The following is a 23,011-nucleotide window of genomic DNA, read 5'->3' as shown; positions in this document are numbered from 1 at the left end:
TGTGTCTACTGTTGCCGCAGCATTCTGTGAATGCTGCGACTGTTTACGAGAAAGATGGTTTTACCTACAAACTGAACGGTGACTTCCAGATTCAGTTCCGTCAGGCCACTGGCTTTGATGAGCGTGCCGAGGTTGAGTACGACGATATGGAGCTGAAAAACTACGTAGCCTACGATCTGGGCAATGACCTGACTGCGTTTGGTCGTCTGGATGTGGGTTACAAAAAAGCGGCGGAAGGCAGTCAGGACGCCAGCAACCTGGAAGAGGCTTATGTCGGTCTGAAGTACGGCGTTGCCTCCTTCTCTTTCGGTAAGCAGGACTTCGCCGGTGACGAATTCGGTATTGAAGAAGCCTACGAAGTCGAGACCATTGATGAAGACCGGTTTGATGGCGTAGAAACAGCGGGTGACGATACGATTCGTGTCGACATCGAGCTGGAAAACGTCTATATCGCCGCTTCTCACGAAATGGATGCTGCGGATCAGGACGGTGAATACTACGATCTCTTCGTTGCTACTGAACTGGCAGGTCTGGAACTGGCAGCGGCTTACCAGCAGTCCCGAGCGGCTGGCGCGGCTGAATCTGCGGACACCTGGGGTGTGAGCGCTTCCTACGATTTCGGCTTCATGAACCTGGCCGCTGATTACAGCTCCACCGACGAAGACGACTTCGAAACCACCCAGTACAACCTGGCGGCTGTGTTTGCTGTTGCTGCCACCACCGACGTCGCACTCGGTATGGGCAACAAGGAAGAAGATGACGCGGACGACATTACCGAATGGTACGCCAACGTAACCTACAAGTTCCCGGCTGCCAAGAACGTCAGCGTGTTCGCCGAAATCGCCCAGAGCGACCTTGAAGATGCGTCTGGCGACGACGCCGACATGGGCTTCCTGGCCGGTATGCGCGTGAAGTTCTAAGCTCGCTCGTTACATGCGCCAGCCTGGTATCGAGCTACAGGTCAGTGCAGACGTGAAATCAAGGCCGGGCCTCAGCGCCCGGCCTTGGTGTATCTAAACCGCGACCTCCAGTGGCGGCACCTCCTGATGCAAGAACCACTTCTCCGTGACCACCTTGCGGGTAAACCAGTGTGAGCGCATCAAGGTGCTGGCGATGGGCTGTTTCAGCCAGTCCGGCACCTCAAAGCCGGGCTCCTGGTCCGTGGCCCGGGTTCCGAAGCGTTCGGCAATGCGTTCACCATAGCTTTGCAGCGAGAGCGCGGAATAATCCGTGGCGGCCTTGATAACATTGGCCGCCATCAGTGCCGATTCGATGGCGGGACGAATGCCCTCGCCACTCTGGGTATAGGCCAGGCCGGCCGCATCGCCAATCAGCAACACGCCGTCATCCACCAGTGGTCGGTTGGCATGGGCATACAGCAGATAGGCGTGACCTTTGAAGCGGCCTGGCAGGTCTGAAGGAATGCGGCCCGACTGTTTCATTTCCTCGACAAAAGCTTCCAGATGATCAGATAACCGGTGGTTGTCCTCACGGCCCAGGCCGATGTTCAGATAGCTGCCTTTCCGGAAAACCCAGGCGTAGCCCTTGAGATCCCGGCAGAACCAGAGCTCTGGCGTGTCGCCGCGGGCTTCGCAGGCGCGGGCCTGCTCTGGCGTCATCTCGAACTCAACTTCCTTGGCGGCCACCACGGTTTCATGCTTGCCCGGGCCGTCGCCCAACAGCCGTGCCACCGGGCAGAAATGGCCCCCGGCACCCACCAGCAGCGGCGCCTGCCATTGATCGTTGATCACCCAGTTGCCGTTGTTCCGGTTGATGGACTTTACCGCGGTTGCCAGTTGCTTTTCACACTCGGCACGGTCCAGCAGGTAGTCGTCGAATTCGCAGCGACGAATACCGTAGCTGACAATATCCCCGTGGTCGTTCTCCACCGCACTTTGCCCCATCATGCCGATCCGGAACCGGCGAATGGGTTGCAGTGTCCGGCCGACGGAATACTTCCCCGGATCAATGTCCAGGCTGGCCATCACTGCCGGCGTAACCCAGCCGGCGCAGGTCTTGTCCCGGGGGAAGGCTTGCTTGTCGATGATCAGTACCCGTTTGCCGGAGTCCTCCAGAGCCCGGGCCAGGGTTGAGCCGGCAGGGCCGGCCCCCACGATAATGATGTCGTAGTATTCCATCAGACCCCCTCTGGCGTGGCTGGAAACGTGTAGAGTTCCTGCCGGCTCTGGGGCAGCTGGTTATTGTCGCCGTGGGTGAACACCACCTGGAACAACTGCAAAGAACCGGCCCGGAACGCGGCGATGGAACCGGCCAGATACAGTCGCCAGGCCCGGGTGAAATGTTCGTCGTACATCTCGGTGACCTGGTCCTGGTTGGCGGTGAAATTGTCCATCCAGTGGGTCAGGGTCTGAGCGTAATGCAGCCGCAGGTTTTCCACATCCAGTACCGAGAAATCGCTGTGCTCGCAGATTTCCATGAACTCGCCAATGCTGGGCGGATAGGCGCCGGGGAAAATCCGCTTCTCGATCCAGGCGTTCATCAGCATGGGCCGGTTGCGGCCGATGCTGTGGAGCAAGGCAATACCATTCGGCTTCAGGGAGCGTTTGATCAGTTCCGACAGAGCGGGGTAATTGTCCTTGCCCACGTGTTCGAGCATGCCAATAGAAACGAACGCGTCATACTGGCCCTCAATATTGCGGTAGTCGTCTTCGACATAGGTAACCAGGTTGTCCAGGCCTTGTCGCTCTGCTTCAGCCCGGGCGTAGGCCAGCTGTTCCCGTGAGATATTGTAGGAATGCACCTTCACTCCGTAATGACGGGCCATATATCGGGCCAGCCCGCCCCACCCGCAGCCGGCTTCGACCACGGTCATGCCCGGTTTCAGCCGAAGTTTGCGGCAAACGTGTTCCAGTTTGGCCAGTTGCGCCTGTTCCAGGGTGTTGTCGGCCTGCTCGTAATAGGCGCAGGTGTACTGCATTTCGGCCTCATCCAGCCACAGTTGGTAAAACGCGTTGCCCAGGTCGTAGTGGTGGTGAATGTTCTCCTTGGCCTCGGAGATGCCGGTGGCACGCGGGTTGTGGTTGCGCCACAGGGCGTCCAGCCAGCGTGGCCATTTCTGGCGGGCGGCATGGACGGCCCGGTACAGGCTCTCCATCAGATCTGGAAGATCGCCGTCGATTTCCAGTCGACCGGCGGCATACAGGTCACCAAAGGCCAGATTGGGGTTGGCCACCAGGGAGTAGAGAGCCTTGTGGTCGGTCAGGTGCAGGGTGAAGCGGGCGTCCTGAACTTCCGGTTCTATGACATCGCCGTTCCAGAGCCGGAAACGAATGGGGGGAGAGCCGGCCATACGCATCAGTTTATGGATCAGCCAGCGTTCATAACTGTGGGGTTCGCGATCGGATTGACCGCGCTCCAGGGGCAGGCTGAGGACGTGTGCCCGGTGTTCCTCCTTGTCCGGTAACTCCGGTTTATGAGCGGTACTCTGTGCCATGGAATGCTCTCTCCTCTGATTCGTTATGGTCCGTGCAATCCCGAAAACTGAACTGAGAGTCGCGGCTTTTTGACTCAGTATAGAAAATGATCAGGTTTTGTCAGGTCGGCGGACTGAAGACTGAGGGGCAGAGCGGGTGGATGGGCGGAGCCGGCATTGGCCGGCTCCGCCAGAGTTGCAGGGTTATTCGGGGGTCAGTAGGTGGCGCTCATGCCGAACCATTCCGGGAAGATGACGATCAGCGCCAGCACCAGAATCTGGATCAGAATGAACGGAATAATACCCTTGTAGATATCCGTGGTTCGGACTTCCGGTGGTGCCACCCCTTTGAGGTAGAACAGCGAAAACCCGAATGGTGGTGTCAGGAAGCTGGTTTGCAGGTTCATGGCAATCAGGATGGCGAACCAGAGCATGTTGATGCCCATGGCCTCGGCCACCGGTGCCAGAATGGGCACGATGATGAAGGAAATCTCCACGAAATCGATGAAGAAGCCCAGCACCAGAATGACCACCATGGCCAGGATAATGAAGCCCCATTGTTCGCCGGGCAGCATCATCAGCCACTCCTCCAGCAGATAATCGCCGCCGGTATAGCTGAACACCATGGAGAAGGCAGTCGCGCCGATCAGGATTGCGAACACCATGGCGGTCACGCTGACGGTGTCTTTGGCGGCATCCCAGACCATCTTGAACGAGAACTGGCGGTAGATGATGGCCAGAACCACGGCGCCAACGCCACCCAGTGCCGAGGATTCCGTGGGAGTGGCGATGCCGGTGAAGATGGAGCCCAGCACAATCACGATCAACGCCAGTGGCGGAATAATCGCAAGCAGGGCATCCCGGATTTCCTTGCCCCGGCTGACCGATTCATCCTGGGCCGGCATGGCCGGTGCGGTTTCCGGCTTGAAACGGGTCAGGATCAGAATGTAGACAATGTACAGGCCAATCAGTACCACGCCGGGCATGACCGCAGCCTTGAACAGATCGCCCACGGGCAGGCCAAGGACGTCACCCAGAATGATCAGGATGATCGATGGCGGCACAATCTGGCCCAGGGTGCCCGAGGCGCAGATGGTACCGGTGGCCAGGCGCTTGTCGTACTTGTGCGCGAGCATGACCGGAAGCGAAATCAGGCCCATGGCAACCACGCTGGCGCCGACAACGCCGGTGGAGGCAGCCAGCAGAGCACCGACAAGAATGGTGGAAATAGCAAGGCCGCCGGGCAACCCGCCAAACAGCCGTCCCATGGAGGTCAGCAACTGTTCAGCCAGTCTGGTGCGCTGCAGTACCACACCCATGAAGATGAACAGAGGCACTGCCATCAACACGGTGTTCTGCATCACGCTCATGATCCGGAAGGGCATGAAGGCAAACAGATCCATGCCTTCGGCGTAGATACCGAAAAACAGTGCGACGCCGCCGAAGGTGAAGGCTACCGGGAAACCGAACATCAGCATGACCAGCGCCACGCCGAACATAATCATACCGATCATGCCAGACCTCCTGCGCTGTGCTCGCCTTCGTACCGCTTGTCACCGGCCATCACACGGATGGCGTAGGTCACCATGTTCAAGCCGGCCGTTCCCATAAAGAAAGCGCTGACCGGAATCACGGATTTGATCACCCAGCGGTGCGGTAAGCCGCCGGGGTCGCCGCTGCCTTCGCCCATCTGGTAGGCATCCATGGCGTAGCTGTAGCCATAGGTGGCAATCAGGTAGGCGAACGGAATAACAAAAAGAACGGCGCCAATCAGGTTAATCCAGGCTTTGCGCTTCTGGCTCCAGTTGGTATAGAAAACGTCCACACGTACATGACCATCAGTGCGCAGGGCATAGGGAATGCCAAGCAGGAAGACGACTGAATAAAGGTGCCATTCCATTTCCTGCATGGCGATGGACACATCGTTGAAAGCATAGCGTGCGACGACGTCATAGAAGACGTTGGCAGCCATCAGGATCATGGCCACACAGGCGATCCAGCCGCAAAGTTTGGAGAGCCAGGCCAGGCTCTCGTCCAGTCGGATAATCCAGCGCATCGAACTTCTTCCTCCGCATCGCGGAATTTCTGAATGTTGGAAATGAAAAAGCCGGGATCACTTGGAAGAGCGATCCCGGCTCTGATTCGTCATAAACGAATAGTTTACTCGACTTCGGCCATGGTGTTGAGGTAAGCCCGCTCCGAAATGTCGGTGTAAGCGCGGCTCTGCTCAAGATAATTGTGCTGGGATTCAATGATCTTCGCAGCCATCTCACTTTCTGCCGCGGCTTCTTTCAACAGCTTCTCGTTGGCCTCGTACATGGCCTGGAAAATGTCATCCGGGAAACGCTTGATCTGTACGTTCGGATACTCTTCCTTGATGTTTGCCCAGGCTTCGGCGTTGGCGTGCTGGGAGTGAACCAGCATGTCATAGGAAGCGGTGCGCATGGCTACCCGCATGATTTCCTGAAGGTCTGCCGGCAGGCGATCCCAAACGCGCTTGTTGATCAGGAACTGCAGCTCGGTTGCCGGTTCGTGCCAGCCGGTGTAGTAGTAGTCAGCAATCTGCTGGAAACCAAGACGCAAATCCAGCGCCGGGCCTACCCACTCAACGGCATCAATCGTATTACGCTCCAGAGCGGTGTAGAGCTCGCCCGGGGCGATGTTAGTGGGGTTAACACCCACTTCTGCGAAGACTTCGCCGGCAAAGCCGGGAATACGCATTTTCAGACCCTTGAGGTCATCCAGGGATTTGATTTCCTTGCGGAACCAGCCGCCCATCTGTACGCCGGTGTTGCCGCCAGGGAACGACAGCATGTTGTGGGGCTCATACACTTCCTGCATCAGCTCCATACCGCCACCGTGGTAGAACCACGCATACTGTTCCATGGCATTCATGCCAAATGGCATGCTGGTGAAGAACAGGGTTTCCGGCACCTTGCCCTTCCAGTAATAGGAGGCGGAGTGGCCCATGTCGTACTGACCGGCCTTGACCATGTCGAATACGCCCAGTGGGGCCTTGTGCTTGTTGGCTGAGTCGATGCGGACGGTCAGTCGGCCATCAGACATCTTGTTAACGGTTTCAGCGAAGCGTTTGGTGGTGTCACCAAAAATGGGGAAGTTCGGGCCCCAGGTTTCTGCCAGTCGCAGGGTGAACTTGTCTTGGGCAAGCGCCTGGGTGGCGGCAAAGGTAGTTGCCACAGCCAGCACAGCCGCGGAAAGAACAGAACGGATCTTCATTGCTCTTCTAACCTCTTGTCATTGTTGTAGTAGAGCCCGGCCCCTCGTGGGGTCCGGAACTCAAGAGTGTAGTTCAGATTAGCAACTATGGCGGGTGGGCTGCAGCAAAAAATTGCCGGACTACGACATTGGTCTAACGTTAAACGTCGTTCATTCGACCGATCTGGCTGGCCAGGCGCATGGCCTCATGCTCCTCCAGGGATTTCAGATCCTCCAGCAGGGATTTGGCCTCGGGAATCTCGGCTTTGCCGATGAGGGCGTCGTACAGGTCCATCACCTGGTCGTGGAAATCAAAGATCTCCCGGGCAATACCGTCAAAATCCAGATCGTTATAGCGGGTATCGCAGGTGCGGTTCTTCTCGATGGGTTTATGCACGCCATAATCGTACAGGCGGGTGGTCATGGCTTTCGGGTCGGCCTGTTTCTCGTACTCGGCAACAGCCTGTTCCAGCAGTGCCTCGTGGGAACTGATGTAATCGAGCAAGGCGCTAGCGCGTTCGTTCTGATTTTTCTGGGCGGATTCGTGCAGGCACCGGGCCAGGTGGGCGTGGAGCTGGCGTGTCCAGTCAATCAGGTCTGCGAAGGTTTTGATTTCCATGGCGTCTTACTCTTGTCAGGCAATGGGTTTCAGGTTTTTTGTTGTGTTCAGTCTAGTCAAGATTTTCCGCTTTTTTCGGCACCGGGGCGTTGATCAACGTCAGACCGGTATCCGGTACGGCACGTTTCCGCCACTGCCGGAACCAGCGCAGAGCGGGTTTTTCGATACCGTAATGCAGGGCTGCCGCCAGACCAATGGCAACGGCCAGTGCCATCATCACACCAAGTTGGCCGGGTAGTCCGGCTTTGTAAGCCAGATCAATCACGCCATAACCAATGTTCTGGTGCACCAGGTACAGGGTGTATGAAATGCTGCCCAGCCAGAGCAGTCCCGGCCGGGCCAGAACGTTGAGGTAGCCGGCGACAGCCAGCCCGAAAACGCCATAACAGCCGAGCACAAAGAGGTTGAACGGTGCCTTGTAAGCGAGCAGACAGTGGCTGATGGTTAGTGTCAATAGCGCAAGATCCGCGACCGGCAAGCGGTTGTGGCGGTGCCAGCGGTAGATCAGCATGCCGCTGATAAACAGGGGCGCGTAGCGGGTAAACAACAGGTCTTTGATCAGGAATTCCAGCCCGTCGGGAATGGCCTTCCACCAGATCACCGCCGCGTAGCTGGCCAGAGTCCAGGCCCAGAGTACTGGCCGCATGCGCTGCCAGCTCCCCAGCCCGTAGAACAACAAGGCAATCCAGACGTAGAACGTGGCTTCAATCACCAGGCTCCAGTAGGCGCCATCGACATGGGGATGGCCCAGGTATTCGTGCAGCAGAGTGATGTTCAGTAGCGCCGAGCCGGGGCTCACCATGCGGTCAGCTGGCCCCATCAGTTGAACGGCAATCCAGGTCAATACAATGCCGGCCCAGAGTGCAGGCAGCAGGCGGAAGGCCCGGGCCAGTCCGAACCAGCTAGCGCTGCGGGTGCGCTCCAGGGTCATGAAGATGACAAAGCCGCTGAGGATGAAGAACAGGTGAACCCCGTAGCGCCCGAAACCGAGGGTGTCCGGCGTGCTGAAACTGTGGCCGTAGAGTTTGTCGTAGTAGGGGAGGTAGTGGAACAGCACCACACCCAGGGCCGCGATGCCTCGAAGCGCGTCCAGTGCGGGCAGTCGGTCTTGACCATTGGGCATGAAAGTTGTGCTCCTGAAAACTCAACATTTTACCGGATCGTTTATTCTAGGCAGGTTGTGACAGTAGCGGCTAGGATCTAATCATACGGTATGCTTGCTGAGATCTGACGATCCCGTCATCAAGGCGGCTGGTCCGGTATAGTACTCGCTTGGGTGGCAGACAGGGAGCAACAGGTTTATGACGGTGGAACTGGGAATTATTGAAGGATTTTACGGCCCCCTGTGGACCTGGTCCGAACGGCGCCAACTGGTCAATACCCTGCTTGCCCATGGTTACGGCTTCTATCTGTATGCCCCCAAGGCCGATCCTTACCTGCGTCGTCGCTGGCAGGAGCCGCACCCTCCGGAGCAGGCTGAGGCAATGGCGGACTTTGCCAGATTCTGCCGGCGTGAAGGTGTGCGGTTTGGTATCGGGCTGAGCCCGTTCGAAATCTTCAATAACTTCGATGAGGCGGCCCGGGAGGCCCTGGCGAAGAAACTGAAAATGCTGGATCGCCTCGGTATCCAGGAGCTGGCTATCCTGTTTGATGACATGCACCCGGACACCCCGGACCTGGCCCGCACCCAGGCTCAGATCGTGGACTGGGTAAAAGCCAACACCAGTGCCGGCAAACTTAGCGTATGCCCCACCTACTACTCCGATGACCCGGTGCTGGACCGGGTGTTCGGGCAGCGGCCGGCGGACTATCTGGAAACCCTGGGGGCGGAACTGGACCGTGAAGTGAGAATTTTCTGGACCGGGGAAGAGGTCTGTTCCCGTGAAGTTTCTCCGGGCCATCTCAAACGTGTCAGCAAGTTGCTGGGGCGCAAGCCACTGCTCTGGGATAATTACCCGGTGAATGATGGCGACCGCATGTCCCGGCATCTGCATCTGCGTGGTTTTACCGGTCGCCCTGCCGGCAATGCCGCCTACCTTGCCGGTCATGCCATCAATCCGGCACTGCAGCCGGTGCTGACCACCATCCCGGCGATCACGCTGGCGGAATGCTACCGCCAGGGGCCGGATTACCAGTATGGTCAGGCGTTTTTGCATGCAGCGCGGGAAGTGCTTGGTCTGGAGCTTGCGGGGCAGTTGCATAAGGATCTACTGACCCTGCAGGACACCGGGCTGGCACGCATCAGCGATGAGAAAAAGCAGGCATTGATGCACACCTACGACGCGTTTGATCACCCGGCGGCTCACGAGATCCTGCGCTGGCTGGCCGGAGACTATCAGGTGACCGACGAAATGGTGGCCACCCAGTAGGCACCTGTTTTCTGTTACTCCAGATAGTAATCGAAGGTGGATACCACCCGCACGGTTTTCACCGGCTGTTGTTGCTCCGACACGCCCGGTGCCTGATCCCTTGCCAGAATCTGGAACACACCCTGATTGGCCCGGCGCAGGCTGCCAAGTTTGGCCTCGGCATCCCGAGCGAACTGTTGGGCGGATTCACGGGCCGCCGTGGTGGCCTCGGCGATCATGGCCGGTTTGATATCGTTCAGGCCGTTGAACAGGTAAGTGGGGCCGCTCGGGCCGTAGTCTGAGGACAACACTACGCCGGAATCCACCAGCTCGCTGACGTTCTGTGCCGCCTGTCGGATGCGATCGATATCGGTGCTGCGCACCATCAGGGTCTGATTGATGATGTACTGTTGCTCGCTGTTATTGCCGGCGTATGGATTGGCGCGAGTGTCGGTCACGTCCAGACGTTGGAGCTCAACCGCTGACTGGTCAATGGCCTGCAGTTTCAGGAATGCCATGATGGCTTCCCGGCTGCTTCGGGCTTTGTTCTGTGCTTCGTCCAGCGTGCTACCGGTGGCAACAAAGCGGATGGGCCAGAGCGCCAGGTCTGCCTGCACTTCCCGTTCGGCCATGCCCTTGACCGTTACGTAGCGATCGGCCGTGCGCAGCCCCATCAAGCCCTGGCTCAACAGGGAAGCGGCAACAATGGCGCACAGGCCGATAATCAGGGCAGAGACAACTTTCATGGCTTACTCCTTGCGGTTCGGAAAACATCCTGATGTCTGCGCAGGTTAACGGGAACCGGGGCTGCTGGGAAGGCGCGCCTTACCCGCCACTTTGATCACTCGCAGCGGGTGTCTGAATGGCGGCTGAAGCGTTTCTGCATGGCGCTGCGCTGGCGTTCCGCATCCCGGTATTCCGGAGGCAGGGGCAGAATAAAGTAAAGGTAGTCACCCTTGTGACGGTTTGCTGCCACCGGCATCGCCTGTTCCGGGGGCGACCATTCAACCGGTGAGAGCACTGCAATGCTCAGCTCTGGTGCCCGTTGCTCAAGGACCGCAACGGTACCGAGCCGCTGTTCGCTGTGGAAGGTGCCGGTGGTGTGCAAAACCTGATGTCCGGGGTATTCATTCAGTGCAGTCAGTATCCGCTCGGCCATGGTGTTGTCCCGCAACAGCTGGGCCTGATAGGTGCTCAGCAGGCGCCCGGTCAGTTCTGTCTGTTCCGCACCGTGGCTGCCGGCAATGGCGTCGACGAATTTGTCACGGTAGTCCGGGGTATCCAGGAAGGCCTGTGCGGGCAGGGCGGCGCGTTGCGCGTCTGGCAGGCGTTGCAGATAGTCCATCCCCTCACGGCCGACACAGCGCACGATATCTGCCGGGGCGTTGGCCGCGACAACCGGCAACTGGTGTTCGCGGGCAAATTCCACCAGGGGCCGGTAGGAGCCTTTGTAGTTCTCCCAGGCGCCCGCGTCTTCGATCATTTCCGTTTCGCCGGCTTGTCCGGCCAGGTAGGCATCCAGGGCATCCTGGTGGTTCAGGTTGAACTGCTCCATGGTCAGGATCTGCCGGGGGTTGTGCCGGTAAAGCGCCTGTTGAAGGCGGGCCTGCAACAGGTGCGAGGCATGGTGGCCATGGTATTCCCCCGTCACCACTACATCGGTGTCTGCCAGCTTCCGGGCCAGTTCTGCGACAGTGAGGATATTGCCGGTGCTGGCGTCGACGATTACGGCATCGTACTGGCTGACGGGCGCGGGCCGGTTCTCTGTGCGCATGACTGTGCATCCTGTGAAGGCGGCAACGGTTACAAGCGTCAGGACAAGGCGGGTGGCGTAAGCTTTCATATCCGATTGTACGTTGCCGGAGTCAGTCGGTTTTCTGGCCGCTGTTCTCGCGCCAGTCTGGCCCGAGCCGCTCTTCCACATATTCACGAATGAACTGACGCACCTTCTGGGAGGGAGTCACGTCCTCCTGCTTGCAAAGGGCCTCGAAAACTTTCTTCTTTTCAGGGTCAATCAACAGGGTCAGCCGGGCAGTTCGGTTTTCCATGGTGTTTCTGGTTCTCAACAGGTTCAGCGAAGATAGTTACAGATTGACATGTTAATCATATTAACATTGAGTGTACAGATGATGAGCATATAATGTAACCAAATGCCTGGCCTGAGAGAGTCTGTTCATGCCCCATCGCGCCCATCTCTTTTCTCTTCGTACCGCTCACGCCGTTCGCGAGGCCTGCGTCGATGAACCCTACAACAGCGGGCGCTTTTTCAAAGACCTGATGGCTGGCGCCACGGTTGGCATCATTGCCATTCCGCTGGCGATGGCGCTGGCGATTGCCTCCGGGGTTGCGCCGCAATATGGCCTGTATACCGCTATCATAGCCGGTTTTCTGATTGCCCTGTTTGGCGGCAGCCGATACAGCATTTCCGGCCCTACTGCCGCGTTTGTGGTGATTCTCTATCCCATTGCCCAGAGCTATGGCCTAGGTGGATTGCTGCTGGCTACGCTGATGTCCGGTGTGTTGCTGGTGATTATGGCGGTGATGCGCCTGGGCCGCTTTATTGAGTATATCCCCGAATCCGTCACTCTGGGATTCACCGGTGGCATTGCCGTGGTGATTGCCACCTTGCAGGTAAAAGACTTCTTCGGGCTCTCCATTGACGCTATGCCAGAGCATTACTGGGACAAGCTGGCGGTCCTGGGTCAGCAACTGCCGGCGCTGGATGGACTGAGTACGCTGGTGGCGGTGGTTACCCTGGCGGTGATGCTGCTCTGGCCAAGGCTGAGAACCCCGGTGCCGCCTCATCTGCCAGCAGTGATTGTTGGCAGTCTTCTGGCATTGTGGTTGAACGCTGGTGGCGCGGCGATTGAGACCGTGGGGTCACGCTTCAGCTACCTGCTTCCCGATGGCAGTACCGGCGCCGGCATACCGCCGTTTTTACCGGAATTCGCCTGGCCCTGGCAGCAGGCCGGGGCCGACGGACGCCCCCTCGGCCTGTCCTGGGACCTGTTCCGGGAGCTGATTCCGGCCGCCTTCGCCATCGCCATGCTGGGGGCCATCGAATCCCTGCTCTGTGCCGTGGTGCTGGATGGCATGACCGGTAAACGCCACAGTGCCAACAGCGAGCTGATGGGGCAGGGCATTGGCAATATTGTGGTGCCGTTCTTTGGCGGTATCACGGCCACCGCCGCTATTGCCCGGTCGGCCGCCAATTACCGGGCCGGCGCTGAATCGCCGGTGGCTGCGATGATTCATGCGCTGGTGGTGCTGCTGGCGCTGGTCTCCCTGGCCGGCATTCTTGCCTATCTGCCCATGCCGGCCATGGCCGCGTTGCTGGTGATGGTGGCCTGGAACATGAGTGAGGCGCCGAAAGCCGTGCACCTGCTGAGAACCGCGCCTCGCAGCGACATCCTGGTTTTCCTGACCTGCTTCGGCCTGACCGTGGCCCTGGACATGGTAATTGCCATCACCACCGGGGTGTTACTGGCCGCTGTGCTGTTCATGCGTGAAATGGCACAAATGACCAGGGTGACTGACATTACCGGCAACAAACGGGTGCAGCAGGTTGGAGTGCCGGAGGGCTGGCAGGTGTTCAAGATCAATGGTCCGCTTTTTTTCGCGGCCGCTGACCGCATCTTCGGCGAGCTGGCAGACTTGTCCCAGCAGGCTAAGGGCCTGGTGTTGTACATGGACGGAGTGACCATCCTCGACGCTGGCGGCCTGGCGGCGCTGAATAAACTGATCGCCAGTTGCCGGAAAACCGGTACCCGCCTTGTATTTGCTGACTTGCAGTTCCAGCCATTGAGAACCCTGGCCCGGGCCGGCGTAAAACCGGAGCCCGGCGTGAGCTATTTCTACCCGACTCTGGAGGCGGCGCTGGCTGAGTTGTCAGAGATGGACTGGCAGACCTAAAAAAAAACAGGCAGTTGGCATAACACGCCAGTGATCAACACAAGAACGCCTGAAGGCCGCATCATGTCAGGGGTCACCTTCCGGGACTGTTTGAACTATCCTAGGCGACAGAATCAGAAACCGGCAAACCGTTTGCCGCGGGAACGACGCTATAAGGGACCGAATGCTGCCATTTCGAATTGTTGATCGGATCAAGTTCATCGTGGAGCGCCAGCTGGTCAAGGGGGCTGGCTTTCAGTTGCTGGTGGTCGGTTGCTTTATTGCGCTGATCTCGCTGATTGGCGGTCTGCTGGTGGTGCTGCCCCAGGCCGGCGAGTTTGAAAGTCCCGGGCACGCCATCTGGTGGGCGTTTTTGCGCTTGACCGATCCGGGTTACCTGGGAGATGACGTGGGCACCTGGCAACGCATTGTCTCCACCCTGCTGACGATAATGGGCTACGTGGTGTTCATGGGTACCCTGGTGGCCATTCTCACCCGTTGGCTGATTGCCAAGATGGAAGATCTGGAGCGTGGCCTCACCCCGGTGACGTTGAAGAACCATATCGTCGTGCTGGGCTGGACCGCCCAGACGCCGCCGCTGGTAGCGGAGTTATTTGGTTCGTCTGGGCGTATGGCCCGGTTTCTGGAGAAGCATGACGCCCAGAAACTGCGGCTGGTTCTTTTGGCGGAAGAGGCCAGTGTCGAGCATTTGCACGAACTGATCAGGGAGCCTGGTATTGGCCGGCGAGCCCGGGAAGTGATTCTGCGTAGCGGCTCTGCCATTCAGCCGGAAGCGTTGCATCGGGTTGCCTGTCTGGATGCGGCGGCGGTGATTGTGCCCAGCCAGGTGCACGAGGGCGGCTCGCTGATAACCTCCGATGTTGAAACCGTGAAGGCGCTGTTGTCCATCGCCGCCCAGGCCAGGCACTACAACGCCCGGCTGCCCTTTGTGGTGGCTGAAATTCAGGACATGCGTAAACTGCCCGTTATCGAGCGGGCCTACCCCGGGGCCGTGGAAGTGGTGGCCGGTGATGCCACCATCAGCAGGTTGATGGTTCAGAACGTCATCCACCCGAACCTTTCCGAGGTCTACAACGAGTTGCTGACCGCCGGTGAAGGCAACGAGATTTTCGTGCGTGGGGGAGAAACCGCTGAAGGCCTGACCTTGGCAGAGCTGGCAAGCCAGCGGCCCAATGCGATTGTCCTGGGATTGTTGCATCCAAACCCGAGCGGGGGCTGGCAGGTCAATCTGTTGGCAGATTCCGGCACGGTCATCCGCAACGAAGACCGGGTTGTGCTTCTGGCCCGGGATTACCAGCATACCGTGGCCGTGCCAAAGGCAGCGACGTTGCCGAAGCTGGAGCGAAGACAAAATCAGGCCCTGCCAGAGCCGGTTCCGGGTGTCCACAGGGTGCTGGTACTGGGCTGGAACCGCAGGGTGCCGACCATGGCGGCCGAGTTTGCCAGCTATGGCAGTCGGGTTTTTGAACTCGATCTGGTGTCGGCGATTCCGTTGGATGACCGGAATCGGGAAATGCAGCGTTACGGCGTTGACCTGTCGAAAGTAAACGGCCGCCTGCTGGAAGCCGACTACATGGTGGAAGAGGACCTTCGGCGCCTTGATCCAGCCGGATACGACACAGTGATGTTGCTCAGCAGCGATCGAGTTGGCTCCGGAGAGGAAGCCGATGCCCGTGCCATGGTGGGCTATCTCCAGTTGGAAGATGTTCTGTCGGCCGCCCCCAGGCGACCGCAGGTCATTATGGAACTGAGTGACCCGGATAACCGCCATCTGTTGTATGGCCACAAGAGCGAGATGCTGATCAGCCCGATGATTCTCAGTCATGTGTTGGCTCAGGTGGCGTTGCGGCGGGAACTGAGGGTGGTGCTGGATGAATTGTTCACGGAGGGTGGGGCAGAAATCCAGTTCCGGAAGCCTCACGACTACCCGTTGCCGGCCAGCGCGGATTTCCAGGTGTTGGAGAAGATTGTGGCGGAGCGCGGGGAAATTGCCCTGGGCGTTTATCGGGCCGAAGCGGATGAACGCGGGCGCCATTTACAACTGAATCCGCCCCGGAACCAGTACCTGGATCTGCGCGATGGCGATCAGCTGTTGGTGCTTTGTCTGGGCGCTGAGCGTTGAGCCGGCGTCTCTAGTCGACGGTCTCCAGCAGTGCCTGCATGATGTCGTCCATGACCACGAACCCGGAAATGTCGTTGTCACACAGCACCAGCAGGCGCTTGACCCTGTATTCGGTCATCAGTCTGGCCGCGTATTTCAGAGCCAGGTTCTCACCTACGCTGATCACCGGTTTGGCACACACATCGTAGACGTTCAGCAAATCGATGTCGCCGTCCTCCGAGATAACTGACTTGAGAATATTGGTATAGGTAATCAGGCCCCAGGCATCGTGCTCATTCTGGCGTTCGACCACCAGGGATTTGACATTGTGGCGCTTCATCAGGGAAAGCGCCTCGCGAATGGTGGCGAAGGGCGAAATCCTGATGATGTCGGTCACCATCACGTCTTTGACCAGTTTCATTATCTGCGCTCCGTTTACAGAGAGTCTTTCACGTGTTGTTCAAATTTCTCCACCTGGGCCATGTCGATGCCGCCCATGTGTTCCAGTGGTACGGTAAAGATCATACCCTGGGAATCTTTGCCATCCGGCATGATGACTTTCTGGATGGCTTTCAGCACATCAAGCGACAGCCCCTTCTCCAGGACCATCAGCAGCACGCTCTGGCTGCCGTCGTAGGTCAGGCCGAAGAACGTTTTTTTCGCGGTATTGCTGATGCCCCGGCCGGACATCACAGTGATTCCTCCGGCACCGCAATCCCGGGCAGCATCAATACACTCCTGCTCCAGGTCTTCAGGAACGATGGCCACCAGTGCCGAGAATTTCATGGTGTCTCCTTACGTGGTTCTGCAAGATACTGGGATGCGATGGCGTAGGCCATCACCGTTACGATAGGAAAGATTGAAGCAAAGGCAATCAGCCCGAAGCCGTCGATGAGAATGCTGCGTCCGTCGATACTGCTGGCCAGGCCAATGCCCAGGGCGGTAACCAGAGGGACGGTTACTTCCGACGTGGTGACCCCACCCAGATCATAGGCCAGCGCGATGATGTAGCGGGGCGCAATCAGGGTCAGGCCGACGACCAGAATATAGCCGCCCATGATGTAGTAGTGAATGGAGTCGCCGGTGATGATCCGGTGAACGCCGATAGTGATGCCGACGGCTACCCCGACCGCCACCAGTATGCGAATGACATTGCCGTTCAGGGTTCCCCCGGCGGCTTCTTCCGCCTGTCTGCCGATGGCGATCAGCGCCGGTTCCGCCATGGTCGTGGCAAAGCCGATCATCAGTGCAAAGAGGTATACGTAAAGATAGTTGTCTCTGGCCGTCAGTTGTTCGGCCATGCTGGTACCAATCGGAAACAACCCCATCTTGAGACCGATCACAAAGGCATAAAGCCCCAGAATCACCAAGGTAAAACCAAAGATGACCTTGCGTGGATTGGGAAGTTTGCGGCGCAGTACCAGATACTGAAAGAAGAGCACCGTAATGATGATGGGCAGAACATCCCGAATCATGGTGACCAGGTCCAGCAGTGCGCCGACCACGCCGGAAGGCTTGGTTTCTCCGACATCTGGTGAGAGCGGGACACCCTCGGCTTCGGCAGAACCTGAGTACACCAACATGCCGTAAACCTGCACGGTAACCATCGGTACCATCACCGCCAGTGCGACCAGTCCGAAACCGTCAATCAGCGGGTTCCGGCCTCGGATCGACGCAGCCAGACCTATGCCCAACGCGGCAATCAGCGGCACGGTCACAACATTGGTGGTGACACCGCCGGAATCGTAGGCCAGACCGACGATTTCTTCGGGTGCAAACCAGGTGACGATCACCACGATGATGTAGCCGACAATCATGAACCAGTGTATCGGGTAGCCGAAAATGGTCCGGAAAACGCCGAGGGCCACCACGCAACCCACGGATAGTGCTACCAGTACCCGGAGTGTCAGGCTGTCGATTCGCCCCCCGCTGATGGTTTGTGCCTGCTCGGCCACGGCAATCAGGGCTGGCTCGGCAATTACCGCAGAGAAGCCCATGGCAAAGCCGAAGGCCAGGAGAATGACCAGGGAACCGCGCCGGGCAAACTGATTCGACAGGCTCTTTCCGAGCGGGAAGATGCTAAGCTCGAGCCCTTGCAGAAACAGGGCAACACCGATGGCAACCACAAACAGGCCGGCAACCATGCTGAACAGGTTCTCTGGCACCTGCTGGAGAATGGCGATCTGAAAGAACGCCACCACGATCACAATGGGAAGCAGGTTCTTCAGTGCGTGCAGGAGTGAATGATTGAAGGCGCGGACGTAGAACACAGAATGCCCCTGTAGCCCGTGGGTGAGGGAGGTTGGTGATCTGGGTCAAGTGCCTGAATCATAGCACGCTGTAGTCTGTCCGAAATGACCCGCCTCAATAATAGGCCTTCAGCCTGTCGGCAGGGATTATGTGTATTCATTTAAAAAATGCCGAAAATACACCATATAAATTTCAATTATAAATTCGAAAGCACTAAAGTTACGCCCAACGTCACCACCAGCCCGGTTGTCCCGGCCGGTGGCTGGCTCCGGAGGCTGCTGGCAGCAGTGTTCCGAACCTTTTGAACACAAACGTAGAAAGGATAGAGACCATGCCTTACGCACAAGACGTCGACCAAATCGCTTCCATTCTGAAGCAGAACCCGACCTGGAACGCCATCAACCCGAAGCACGCGGCCCGCATGCGCGCCCAGAACAAGTTCAAGACTGGTCTGGACATCGCCAAGTACACCGCCAAGATCATGCGTGAAGACATGGCTGCTTACGATGCCGATTCTTCCAAGTACACCCAGTCTCTGGGTTGCTGGCACGGTTTCATCGGCCAGCAGAAGATGATCTCCATCAAGAAGCACTTCGGTACCACCAAGCGTCGTTACCTGTACCTGTCTGGCTGGATGGTTGCTGCCCTGCGTTCCGAGTTCGGCCCGCTGCCTGACCAGTCCATGCACGAGAAGACTGCTGTTTCTGGTCTGATCGAAGAACTGTACACCTTCCTGCGTCAGGCCGATGCCTGGGAACTGAACCACCTGTTCCGCGCCCTGGAAGAAGCTGAAAACGCTGGCGACACTGCCAAGGCCGAAGAGCTGATCAAGCAGATCGACAACCACGAAACCCACGTTGTGCCCATCATTGCGGACATCGACGCTGGTTTCGGTAACGCCGAAGCGACCTACCTGCTGGCCAAGCAGATGATCGAAGCCGGTGCTTGCTGTATCCAGATCGAGAACCAGGTTTCTGACGAGAAGCAGTGTGGCCACCAGGACGGCAAAGTAACCGTTCCCCATGCCGACTTCCTGTCCAAGATCAACGCGGTTCGTCTGGCGTTCCTGGAACTGGGTGTGGACGACGGCGTGATCGTTGCCCGTACTGACTCCCTGGGTGCTGGTCTGACCAAGCAGATCGCTGTTACCAACGAGCCGGGCGACCTGGGCGACCAGTACAACAGCTTCCTGGACGGCGAGTACATCGACGACGCTTCCCAGATCGAGAACGGCGACGTTGTGATCAAGTCCAACGGCAAGCTGCTGAAGCCGAAGCGTCTGGCCTCTGGCCTGTTCTGCTTCAAGCCGGGTTCTGGCGAAGACCGTGTTGTTCTGGACTGCATCACCAGCCTGCAGAACGGCGCTGACATGCTGTGGATCGAAACCGAGAAGCCGCACGTTGGCCAGATCGCTGGCATGGTTAACCGCATCAAGGAAGTGGTGCCCGACGCCAAGCTGGTTTACAACAACAGCCCGTCCTTCAACTGGACTCTGAACTTCCGTCAGCAGGTATTCGATGCCATGCAGGAAGAAGGCAAAGACGTATCTGCCTACGACCGTGCCAAGCTGATGAGCGCCGAGTACGACAACACTGAGCTGGGTCAGCTGGCTGACGAGTGGTGCCGTAACTTCCAGCGTGATGCGTCCCGTGAAGCTGGTGTGTTCCATCACCTGATCACTCTGCCGACGTACCACACTGCGGCTCTGTCTACCGACAACCTGGCCAAAGGCTACTTCGGTGACGAAGGCATGCTGGCCTACGTTGCTGGCGTACAGCGTCAGGAAATCCGTCAGGGCATCGCTACCGTGAAGCACCAGGACATGGCCGGTTCCAACATCGGTGATGACCACAAAGAGTTCTTCGCTGGTGAAGCGGCTCTGAAAGCCGGTGGTAAAGACAACACCATGAACCAGTTCGGTTAATCGACCGGTTCAGGTTGTCCGGCAGGCACCCGCAGGTGCCTGCCAGCTACCAGAAACCCCGCATGGCTATCGCCCTGCGGGGTTTTGTTTTTTAACACTGGCGGATTTTTCCAGGTTGCTGATATTGGGGGACAAAAGCGAAATGGCTGATATGTAGCCACCGTTTGCTGTTTCACCAGCGCAACAGTTCGTCAGTTCACAGTTGTTTTCTGGTGTTCTTGAAATTTTTATTTCTCTTTATTTTTCAATGTCCTGAGTAATTTATTTGGCTTCTGGCACGGGAATCGCTCTTGTCTTCGGCGGGTCTGGACCTTGGCTTACCCGAATGCTGGCGGGATGGGTTGGACCCCTTTAAGCCAATACCATCAAAAGGACATGACATCATGAATACCAAGAAGAATCTGCTAGCCGCTGCCATCGCCATGAGCATGGGTATCTCCGGATTTGCACTGGCTGACCAGGGTGGGGACGGTGACCCCAACAACAATGCCAACGACAACTCCGCTGCCAATACCAACTATTCCGGTAACGCGGACTCTGGCAACGACAACTCCACCAACAACTCCGATAACTCGGACAGCTCCGATAACTCCAACAATTCAGACAACAGTACCGATGTGGCGGACTCTTTCAAGATCGCCGACAGTGGAAACGACATGTCTGATAACTCGAATAATTCGGACAACTCCAATAACTCCGATAATTCGAACAACTCGGATAATTCAGACAATTCGGACAGCAGCACCAACCTGAATGACGCCTTCAAGATTGCCGACAGCGGCAATACCGATGCGTCTGACAACTCCGATAATTCCGATAATTCGGACAACAGCACCAGTGTCAACGATGCCTTCAAGATTGCCGACAGTGGCAATACCGATGCGTCTGACAACTCCGATAACTCGGATAACTCTGACAACAGCACCACCGTCAGCGATTCGTTCAAGGTTGCTGATAGTGGCAATGACATGTCAGACAACTCGGATAACTCCGATAATTCGGACAACTCAGATAACTCTGACAATTCCGATAACAGCACCAACGTGAACGATGCCTTCAAGATTGCCGATAGTGGCAACACCGATGCATCGGATAACTCGGATAACTCCGACAATTCGGACAACTCAGATAACTCTGACAACTCCGATAATTCAGACAACAGCACCAACGTGAACGATTCGTTCAAGATCGCGGACAGTGGCAACAGTGACAGTTCTGACAACTCCACCAACGCTACCGATTCCTACAACAGTGACAGCAGTGACAACTCAGACAACAGCGCCACCACGCTGAACCTGTCGTTGGAAGTGTTCATGAACGATGCAGAGCTTAACGGCTCGGTCTCTGGCACCAATGTCACCTATGGCAGCGCCAACGGTGAAGGTTCCTATGTGGATACCCGCACTGGTAACGAGATCAGTGGTGGCTCCGCCAACTTCACCGGCGTCGGGGCATTTGCCCAGAATGCTGGCGTTGGCAGCGTAACCCAGGCCAATGTAAGCGTAATGTCCAACCTGAGTACCGGTGGTGGCAGCAACTGAGACAGGTCGGGCTGCCCGGCCAGGGCAGCCCGGTTTTGTCGGGAGATGTGTCATGGCCAGATTCATCAACAGGATGCTGATGGCTGCGCTGGTGTCTGTGGCGTCCGCAAGCTGGGCCGGGGATTGGCCTGATGCGGAACCAATGAGTGCTGATCAGTTGGAGGCTGCCAGCGGGCGACAGGGAATTCCGCTCCAGTGGCAACTCAATGAGTCAGAACAGAACGCTCTGGTCTCTGGCAATGTGTTGTCTGGCCCGGTCAAGACGGGAGACAACCGTATCAGTGATCAGGCTTTCGGCAACATGAGCGGCATTGCCACCGTCATCCAGAACACCGGCAACCAGGTGGTCATTCAGGACAGCACGCAAATCAATATTCTCATCAACCATTGAGGAGGGGCGGCCGCCATGGCTACCAATCGCATCGGGAACCGTCAGGAACGCAGCCGTCAGGTGCGGTCGGCAACTCCCGTAGCGCCCAGGCGTGGCGGCCTTTCCCGCCGGTCGCTTTTCAGGTGTTGTCTGGCCGGTGTGATGGCCGGAATGTTGTCAACCGCCGGTCACGCCGGAACCGTGCTGGTCCCCGGGCCTGCCGGGGATGTTCCGGTGTCTGTCACCAGTTTTCAGAATCAGCGATTTTCGGCTGTGTTCCAGCAGGAATACGATTTCAGCTGTGGCTCGGCGGCACTGGCATCGTTGTTGTCTTTTCACTACGGCGATGAGGTCAGTGAGCAGGAAGTATTTCAAGGCATGTGGACTCTGGCGGATCAGGACAAAGTGCGTCAGCAGGGCTTCTCCATGTTGGATATGAAGCGTTATCTGGAGTCCGAAGGTTATCTGGCGGACGGATTCCGCATGCCGCTAGCCGGCCTTCGGGATCAGGTTCGCGTTCCGGTAATTGCTCTGGTAACGCTGGGAGGTTATCGGCATTTTGTGGTGATCAAGGGCATCAGTGATCAGGAAGTGCTGGTGGGCGATCCGGCCCGGGGGCTTAAAGCCTACAGTTGGGCAGAATTTCAGGAGCATTGGGATGGCTCCGCCTTCGTGATACGCAGCCATCTGGATATGGGGCGAGCCAGTTTTCTGGATCGGGACGACTGGCCGGGCCTGGCCCGGGCACCTCTATTCAAGGGGCTTGGCTCGCCGGCATTGGGACATACCCTGCCATACTGGCCCAGTACACAGGAGTGGTAAGACCATGGTTAAAGGATGGGCTGTTCTGATTACTCTGAGTCTGCTAGCCGGGCCGGTTCATGCCGAGCTGAGACTACCTGTTACCAGCCTGGCGGATACCGAGCTGGATCAGCTCCGGGGCGGCTTTGTGATGAACAATCTGGAGATCTCCATTGGCCTTGAGCAGGTACTGGCCGTGAACGGTCAGACCCTGGTTGTAAATCGCCTGACCATTCCGAATTTGAACGATCCCATGGCCGCAGACCGCCTGAGCACCCAGTTGGCATCCATTCGGGGAGCCTGGGAGAGCGAAGCAGGGCAGCTGGCGCTTGATACCGCCGTGGCCGGCTCGGTTGGCTGGATGACGGTTATCCAGAACAGTCTGAACGGAACCACCATCCAGAATATCCGGCAGTTGAATATTGAACTGAACAACCTCGGCGGCGCCTATCGGTTGCCACGGGATTTCAGTCTGCCTATGTTGCCGTGATCAGTT

22 protein-coding genes are annotated in these 23,011 nt (G+C 57.7%); 9 read left to right on the top strand and 13 right to left on the bottom strand.

Annotation, left to right across the window (positions count from 1 at the left end):
* Positions 1-26 precede the first annotated feature (26 nt).
* On the top strand, positions 27-920 hold the full coding sequence (locus OZ656_RS18085) for a porin (RefSeq protein WP_227548866.1): 894 nt from the start codon (positions 27-29) through the stop codon (positions 918-920).
* Between the two features lie 93 nt (positions 921-1,013).
* On the opposite strand, the gene OZ656_RS18080 is transcribed toward OZ656_RS18085, so the two are convergent.
* From OZ656_RS18080 to OZ656_RS18050, 7 genes are all read right to left on the bottom strand, one after another.
* Positions 1,014-2,138, bottom strand: coding sequence for an NAD(P)/FAD-dependent oxidoreductase (locus OZ656_RS18080; RefSeq protein WP_153740492.1), 1,125 nt, complete (start codon positions 2,136-2,138; stop codon positions 1,014-1,016).
* Positions 2,138-3,454, bottom strand: a complete 1,317-nt coding sequence (locus OZ656_RS18075) for a cyclopropane-fatty-acyl-phospholipid synthase family protein (RefSeq protein ID WP_023009563.1) — start codon at positions 3,452-3,454, stop codon at positions 2,138-2,140. Before OZ656_RS18075 ends, OZ656_RS18080 begins: the two co-directional genes overlap by 1 nt.
* A 194-nt stretch (positions 3,455-3,648) precedes the next feature.
* On the bottom strand, positions 3,649-4,947 hold the full coding sequence (locus OZ656_RS18070; protein ID WP_011786891.1) for a TRAP transporter large permease subunit: 1,299 nt from the start codon (positions 4,945-4,947) through the stop codon (positions 3,649-3,651).
* The gene (locus tag OZ656_RS18065) at positions 4,944-5,489 is read right to left on the bottom strand and encodes a TRAP transporter small permease subunit (protein ID WP_011786890.1); all 546 of its coding nucleotides are present in this window, start codon (positions 5,487-5,489) and stop codon (positions 4,944-4,946) included. Before OZ656_RS18065 ends, OZ656_RS18070 begins: the two co-directional genes overlap by 4 nt.
* Before the next feature lie 104 nt (positions 5,490-5,593).
* Positions 5,594-6,670, bottom strand: a complete 1,077-nt coding sequence (locus tag OZ656_RS18060) for a TRAP transporter substrate-binding protein (protein WP_011786889.1) — start codon at positions 6,668-6,670, stop codon at positions 5,594-5,596.
* A 139-nt stretch (positions 6,671-6,809) separates the two neighbouring features.
* The gene (locus OZ656_RS18055; RefSeq protein WP_153740493.1) at positions 6,810-7,268 is read right to left on the bottom strand and encodes an ATPase; all 459 of its coding nucleotides are present in this window, start codon (positions 7,266-7,268) and stop codon (positions 6,810-6,812) included.
* 52 nt (positions 7,269-7,320) lie between these two features.
* Positions 7,321-8,391: an acyltransferase gene (locus OZ656_RS18050; RefSeq protein WP_022993117.1), complete on the bottom strand. Its 1,071-nt coding sequence runs from the start codon at positions 8,389-8,391 to the stop codon at positions 7,321-7,323.
* A 178-nt stretch (positions 8,392-8,569) separates the two neighbouring features.
* On the opposite strand from OZ656_RS18050, the gene OZ656_RS18045 reads away from it, so the two are divergent.
* Positions 8,570-9,637, top strand: coding sequence for a beta-N-acetylglucosaminidase domain-containing protein (locus OZ656_RS18045; RefSeq protein WP_153740494.1), 1,068 nt, complete (start codon positions 8,570-8,572; stop codon positions 9,635-9,637).
* A gap of 14 nt (positions 9,638-9,651) precedes the next feature.
* Here OZ656_RS18045 and OZ656_RS18040 read toward each other — a convergent pair whose 3' ends face one another.
* The 3 genes from OZ656_RS18040 to OZ656_RS18030 form a co-directional block, all read right to left on the bottom strand.
* Positions 9,652-10,362, bottom strand: coding sequence for an SIMPL domain-containing protein (locus OZ656_RS18040; RefSeq protein ID WP_153740495.1), 711 nt, complete (start codon positions 10,360-10,362; stop codon positions 9,652-9,654).
* A gap of 95 nt (positions 10,363-10,457) precedes the next feature.
* Positions 10,458-11,390, bottom strand: a complete 933-nt coding sequence (locus tag OZ656_RS18035) for a ChaN family lipoprotein (RefSeq protein WP_023009569.1) — start codon at positions 11,388-11,390, stop codon at positions 10,458-10,460.
* 91 nt (positions 11,391-11,481) lie between these two features.
* Positions 11,482-11,664, bottom strand: coding sequence for a hypothetical protein (locus OZ656_RS18030; RefSeq protein WP_023009570.1), 183 nt, complete (start codon positions 11,662-11,664; stop codon positions 11,482-11,484).
* 127 nt (positions 11,665-11,791) lie between these two features.
* Here OZ656_RS18030 and dauA point away from each other — a divergent pair, with 127 nt between their 5' ends.
* Positions 11,792-13,528, top strand: coding sequence for a C4-dicarboxylic acid transporter DauA (gene dauA / locus OZ656_RS18025; protein ID WP_379944771.1), 1,737 nt, complete (start codon positions 11,792-11,794; stop codon positions 13,526-13,528).
* A gap of 163 nt (positions 13,529-13,691) precedes the next feature.
* Positions 13,692-15,650, top strand: a complete 1,959-nt coding sequence (locus OZ656_RS18020; RefSeq protein WP_113879191.1) for an ion channel DMI1 — start codon at positions 13,692-13,694, stop codon at positions 15,648-15,650.
* A gap of 10 nt (positions 15,651-15,660) precedes the next feature.
* Here OZ656_RS18020 and OZ656_RS18015 read toward each other — a convergent pair whose 3' ends face one another.
* From OZ656_RS18015 to OZ656_RS18005, 3 genes are read right to left on the bottom strand one after another with little or no spacing between them, the layout of a single operon-like run.
* Complete coding sequence (locus tag OZ656_RS18015; RefSeq protein WP_022993110.1) at positions 15,661-16,050, bottom strand: CBS domain-containing protein; 390 nt, start codon at positions 16,048-16,050, stop codon at positions 15,661-15,663.
* A gap of 14 nt (positions 16,051-16,064) precedes the next feature.
* A complete protein-coding gene (locus OZ656_RS18010; protein ID WP_153740498.1) occupies positions 16,065-16,415 on the bottom strand; it encodes a P-II family nitrogen regulator in 351 nt (116 codons plus the stop codon).
* A complete protein-coding gene (locus OZ656_RS18005; protein ID WP_113879192.1) occupies positions 16,412-17,899 on the bottom strand; it encodes a DUF1538 domain-containing protein in 1,488 nt (495 codons plus the stop codon). Before OZ656_RS18005 ends, OZ656_RS18010 begins: the two co-directional genes overlap by 4 nt.
* Before the next feature lie 311 nt (positions 17,900-18,210).
* Between OZ656_RS18005 and OZ656_RS18000 the strand changes: the two genes are divergently transcribed.
* The 5 genes from OZ656_RS18000 (at position 18,211) to OZ656_RS17980 (ending at position 23,005) form a co-directional block, all read left to right on the top strand.
* Positions 18,211-19,803, top strand: coding sequence for an isocitrate lyase (locus tag OZ656_RS18000; protein WP_113879193.1), 1,593 nt, complete (start codon positions 18,211-18,213; stop codon positions 19,801-19,803).
* 383 nt (positions 19,804-20,186) lie between these two features.
* Positions 20,187-21,344, top strand: a complete 1,158-nt coding sequence (locus tag OZ656_RS17995; RefSeq protein ID WP_121207736.1) for a hypothetical protein — start codon at positions 20,187-20,189, stop codon at positions 21,342-21,344.
* A gap of 52 nt (positions 21,345-21,396) precedes the next feature.
* A complete protein-coding gene (locus OZ656_RS17990) occupies positions 21,397-21,735 on the top strand; it encodes a hypothetical protein (protein WP_011786875.1) in 339 nt (112 codons plus the stop codon).
* A 15-nt stretch (positions 21,736-21,750) separates the two neighbouring features.
* Complete coding sequence (locus OZ656_RS17985; protein WP_153740499.1) at positions 21,751-22,536, top strand: C39 family peptidase; 786 nt, start codon at positions 21,751-21,753, stop codon at positions 22,534-22,536.
* Positions 22,537-22,540: 4 nt separating this feature from the next.
* Positions 22,541-23,005 carry a hypothetical protein gene (locus OZ656_RS17980; protein WP_153740500.1) on the top strand — a complete coding sequence of 155 codons (465 nt, stop codon included), beginning with the start codon at positions 22,541-22,543 and terminating at the stop codon, positions 23,003-23,005.
* Positions 23,006-23,011: the final 6 nt, after the last annotated feature.

The sequence above is a fragment of the Marinobacter sp. LM1 genome (assembly GCF_042763285.1).
GTDB classification, from domain to species: Bacteria; Pseudomonadota; Gammaproteobacteria; order Pseudomonadales; family Oleiphilaceae; genus Marinobacter; species Marinobacter nauticus.
The sequence above is the reverse complement of the archived record's forward strand: the minus strand, read 5'-3'. Positions and strand labels throughout refer to the sequence as shown.

Bases quoted from the DNA above. Each gene is read 5' to 3' on its own strand.
- OZ656_RS18080 (WP_153740492.1), bottom strand. From the start codon at position 2,138: ATGGAATACTACGACATCATTATCGTGGGGGCCGGCCCTGCCGGCTCA.
- OZ656_RS18075 (WP_023009563.1), bottom strand. From the start codon at position 3,454: ATGGCACAGAGTACCGCTCATAAACCGGAGTTACCGGACAAGGAGGAA.
- OZ656_RS18070 (WP_011786891.1), bottom strand. From the start codon at position 4,947: ATGATCGGTATGATTATGTTCGGCGTGGCGCTGGTCATGCTGATGTTC.
- OZ656_RS18065 (WP_011786890.1), bottom strand. From the start codon at position 5,489: ATGCGCTGGATTATCCGACTGGACGAGAGCCTGGCCTGGCTCTCCAAA.
- OZ656_RS18060 (WP_011786889.1), bottom strand. From the start codon at position 6,670: ATGAAGATCCGTTCTGTTCTTTCCGCGGCTGTGCTGGCTGTGGCAACT.
- OZ656_RS18055 (WP_153740493.1), bottom strand. From the start codon at position 7,268: ATGGAAATCAAAACCTTCGCAGACCTGATTGACTGGACACGCCAGCTC.
- OZ656_RS18050 (WP_022993117.1), bottom strand. From the start codon at position 8,391: ATGCCCAATGGTCAAGACCGACTGCCCGCACTGGACGCGCTTCGAGGC.
- OZ656_RS18045 (WP_153740494.1), top strand. From the start codon at position 8,570: ATGACGGTGGAACTGGGAATTATTGAAGGATTTTACGGCCCCCTGTGG.
- OZ656_RS18040 (WP_153740495.1), bottom strand. From the start codon at position 10,362: ATGAAAGTTGTCTCTGCCCTGATTATCGGCCTGTGCGCCATTGTTGCC.
- OZ656_RS18035 (WP_023009569.1), bottom strand. From the start codon at position 11,390: ATGCGCACAGAGAACCGGCCCGCGCCCGTCAGCCAGTACGATGCCGTA.
- OZ656_RS18030 (WP_023009570.1), bottom strand. From the start codon at position 11,664: ATGGAAAACCGAACTGCCCGGCTGACCCTGTTGATTGACCCTGAAAAG.
- dauA (WP_379944771.1), top strand. From the start codon at position 11,792: ATGCCCCATCGCGCCCATCTCTTTTCTCTTCGTACCGCTCACGCCGTT.
- OZ656_RS18020 (WP_113879191.1), top strand. From the start codon at position 13,692: ATGCTGCCATTTCGAATTGTTGATCGGATCAAGTTCATCGTGGAGCGC.
- OZ656_RS18015 (WP_022993110.1), bottom strand. From the start codon at position 16,050: ATGAAACTGGTCAAAGACGTGATGGTGACCGACATCATCAGGATTTCG.
- OZ656_RS18010 (WP_153740498.1), bottom strand. From the start codon at position 16,415: ATGAAATTCTCGGCACTGGTGGCCATCGTTCCTGAAGACCTGGAGCAG.
- OZ656_RS18000 (WP_113879193.1), top strand. From the start codon at position 18,211: ATGCCTTACGCACAAGACGTCGACCAAATCGCTTCCATTCTGAAGCAG.
- OZ656_RS17995 (WP_121207736.1), top strand. From the start codon at position 20,187: ATGAATACCAAGAAGAATCTGCTAGCCGCTGCCATCGCCATGAGCATG.
- OZ656_RS17990 (WP_011786875.1), top strand. From the start codon at position 21,397: ATGGCCAGATTCATCAACAGGATGCTGATGGCTGCGCTGGTGTCTGTG.
- OZ656_RS17985 (WP_153740499.1), top strand. From the start codon at position 21,751: ATGGCTACCAATCGCATCGGGAACCGTCAGGAACGCAGCCGTCAGGTG.
- OZ656_RS17980 (WP_153740500.1), top strand. From the start codon at position 22,541: ATGGTTAAAGGATGGGCTGTTCTGATTACTCTGAGTCTGCTAGCCGGG.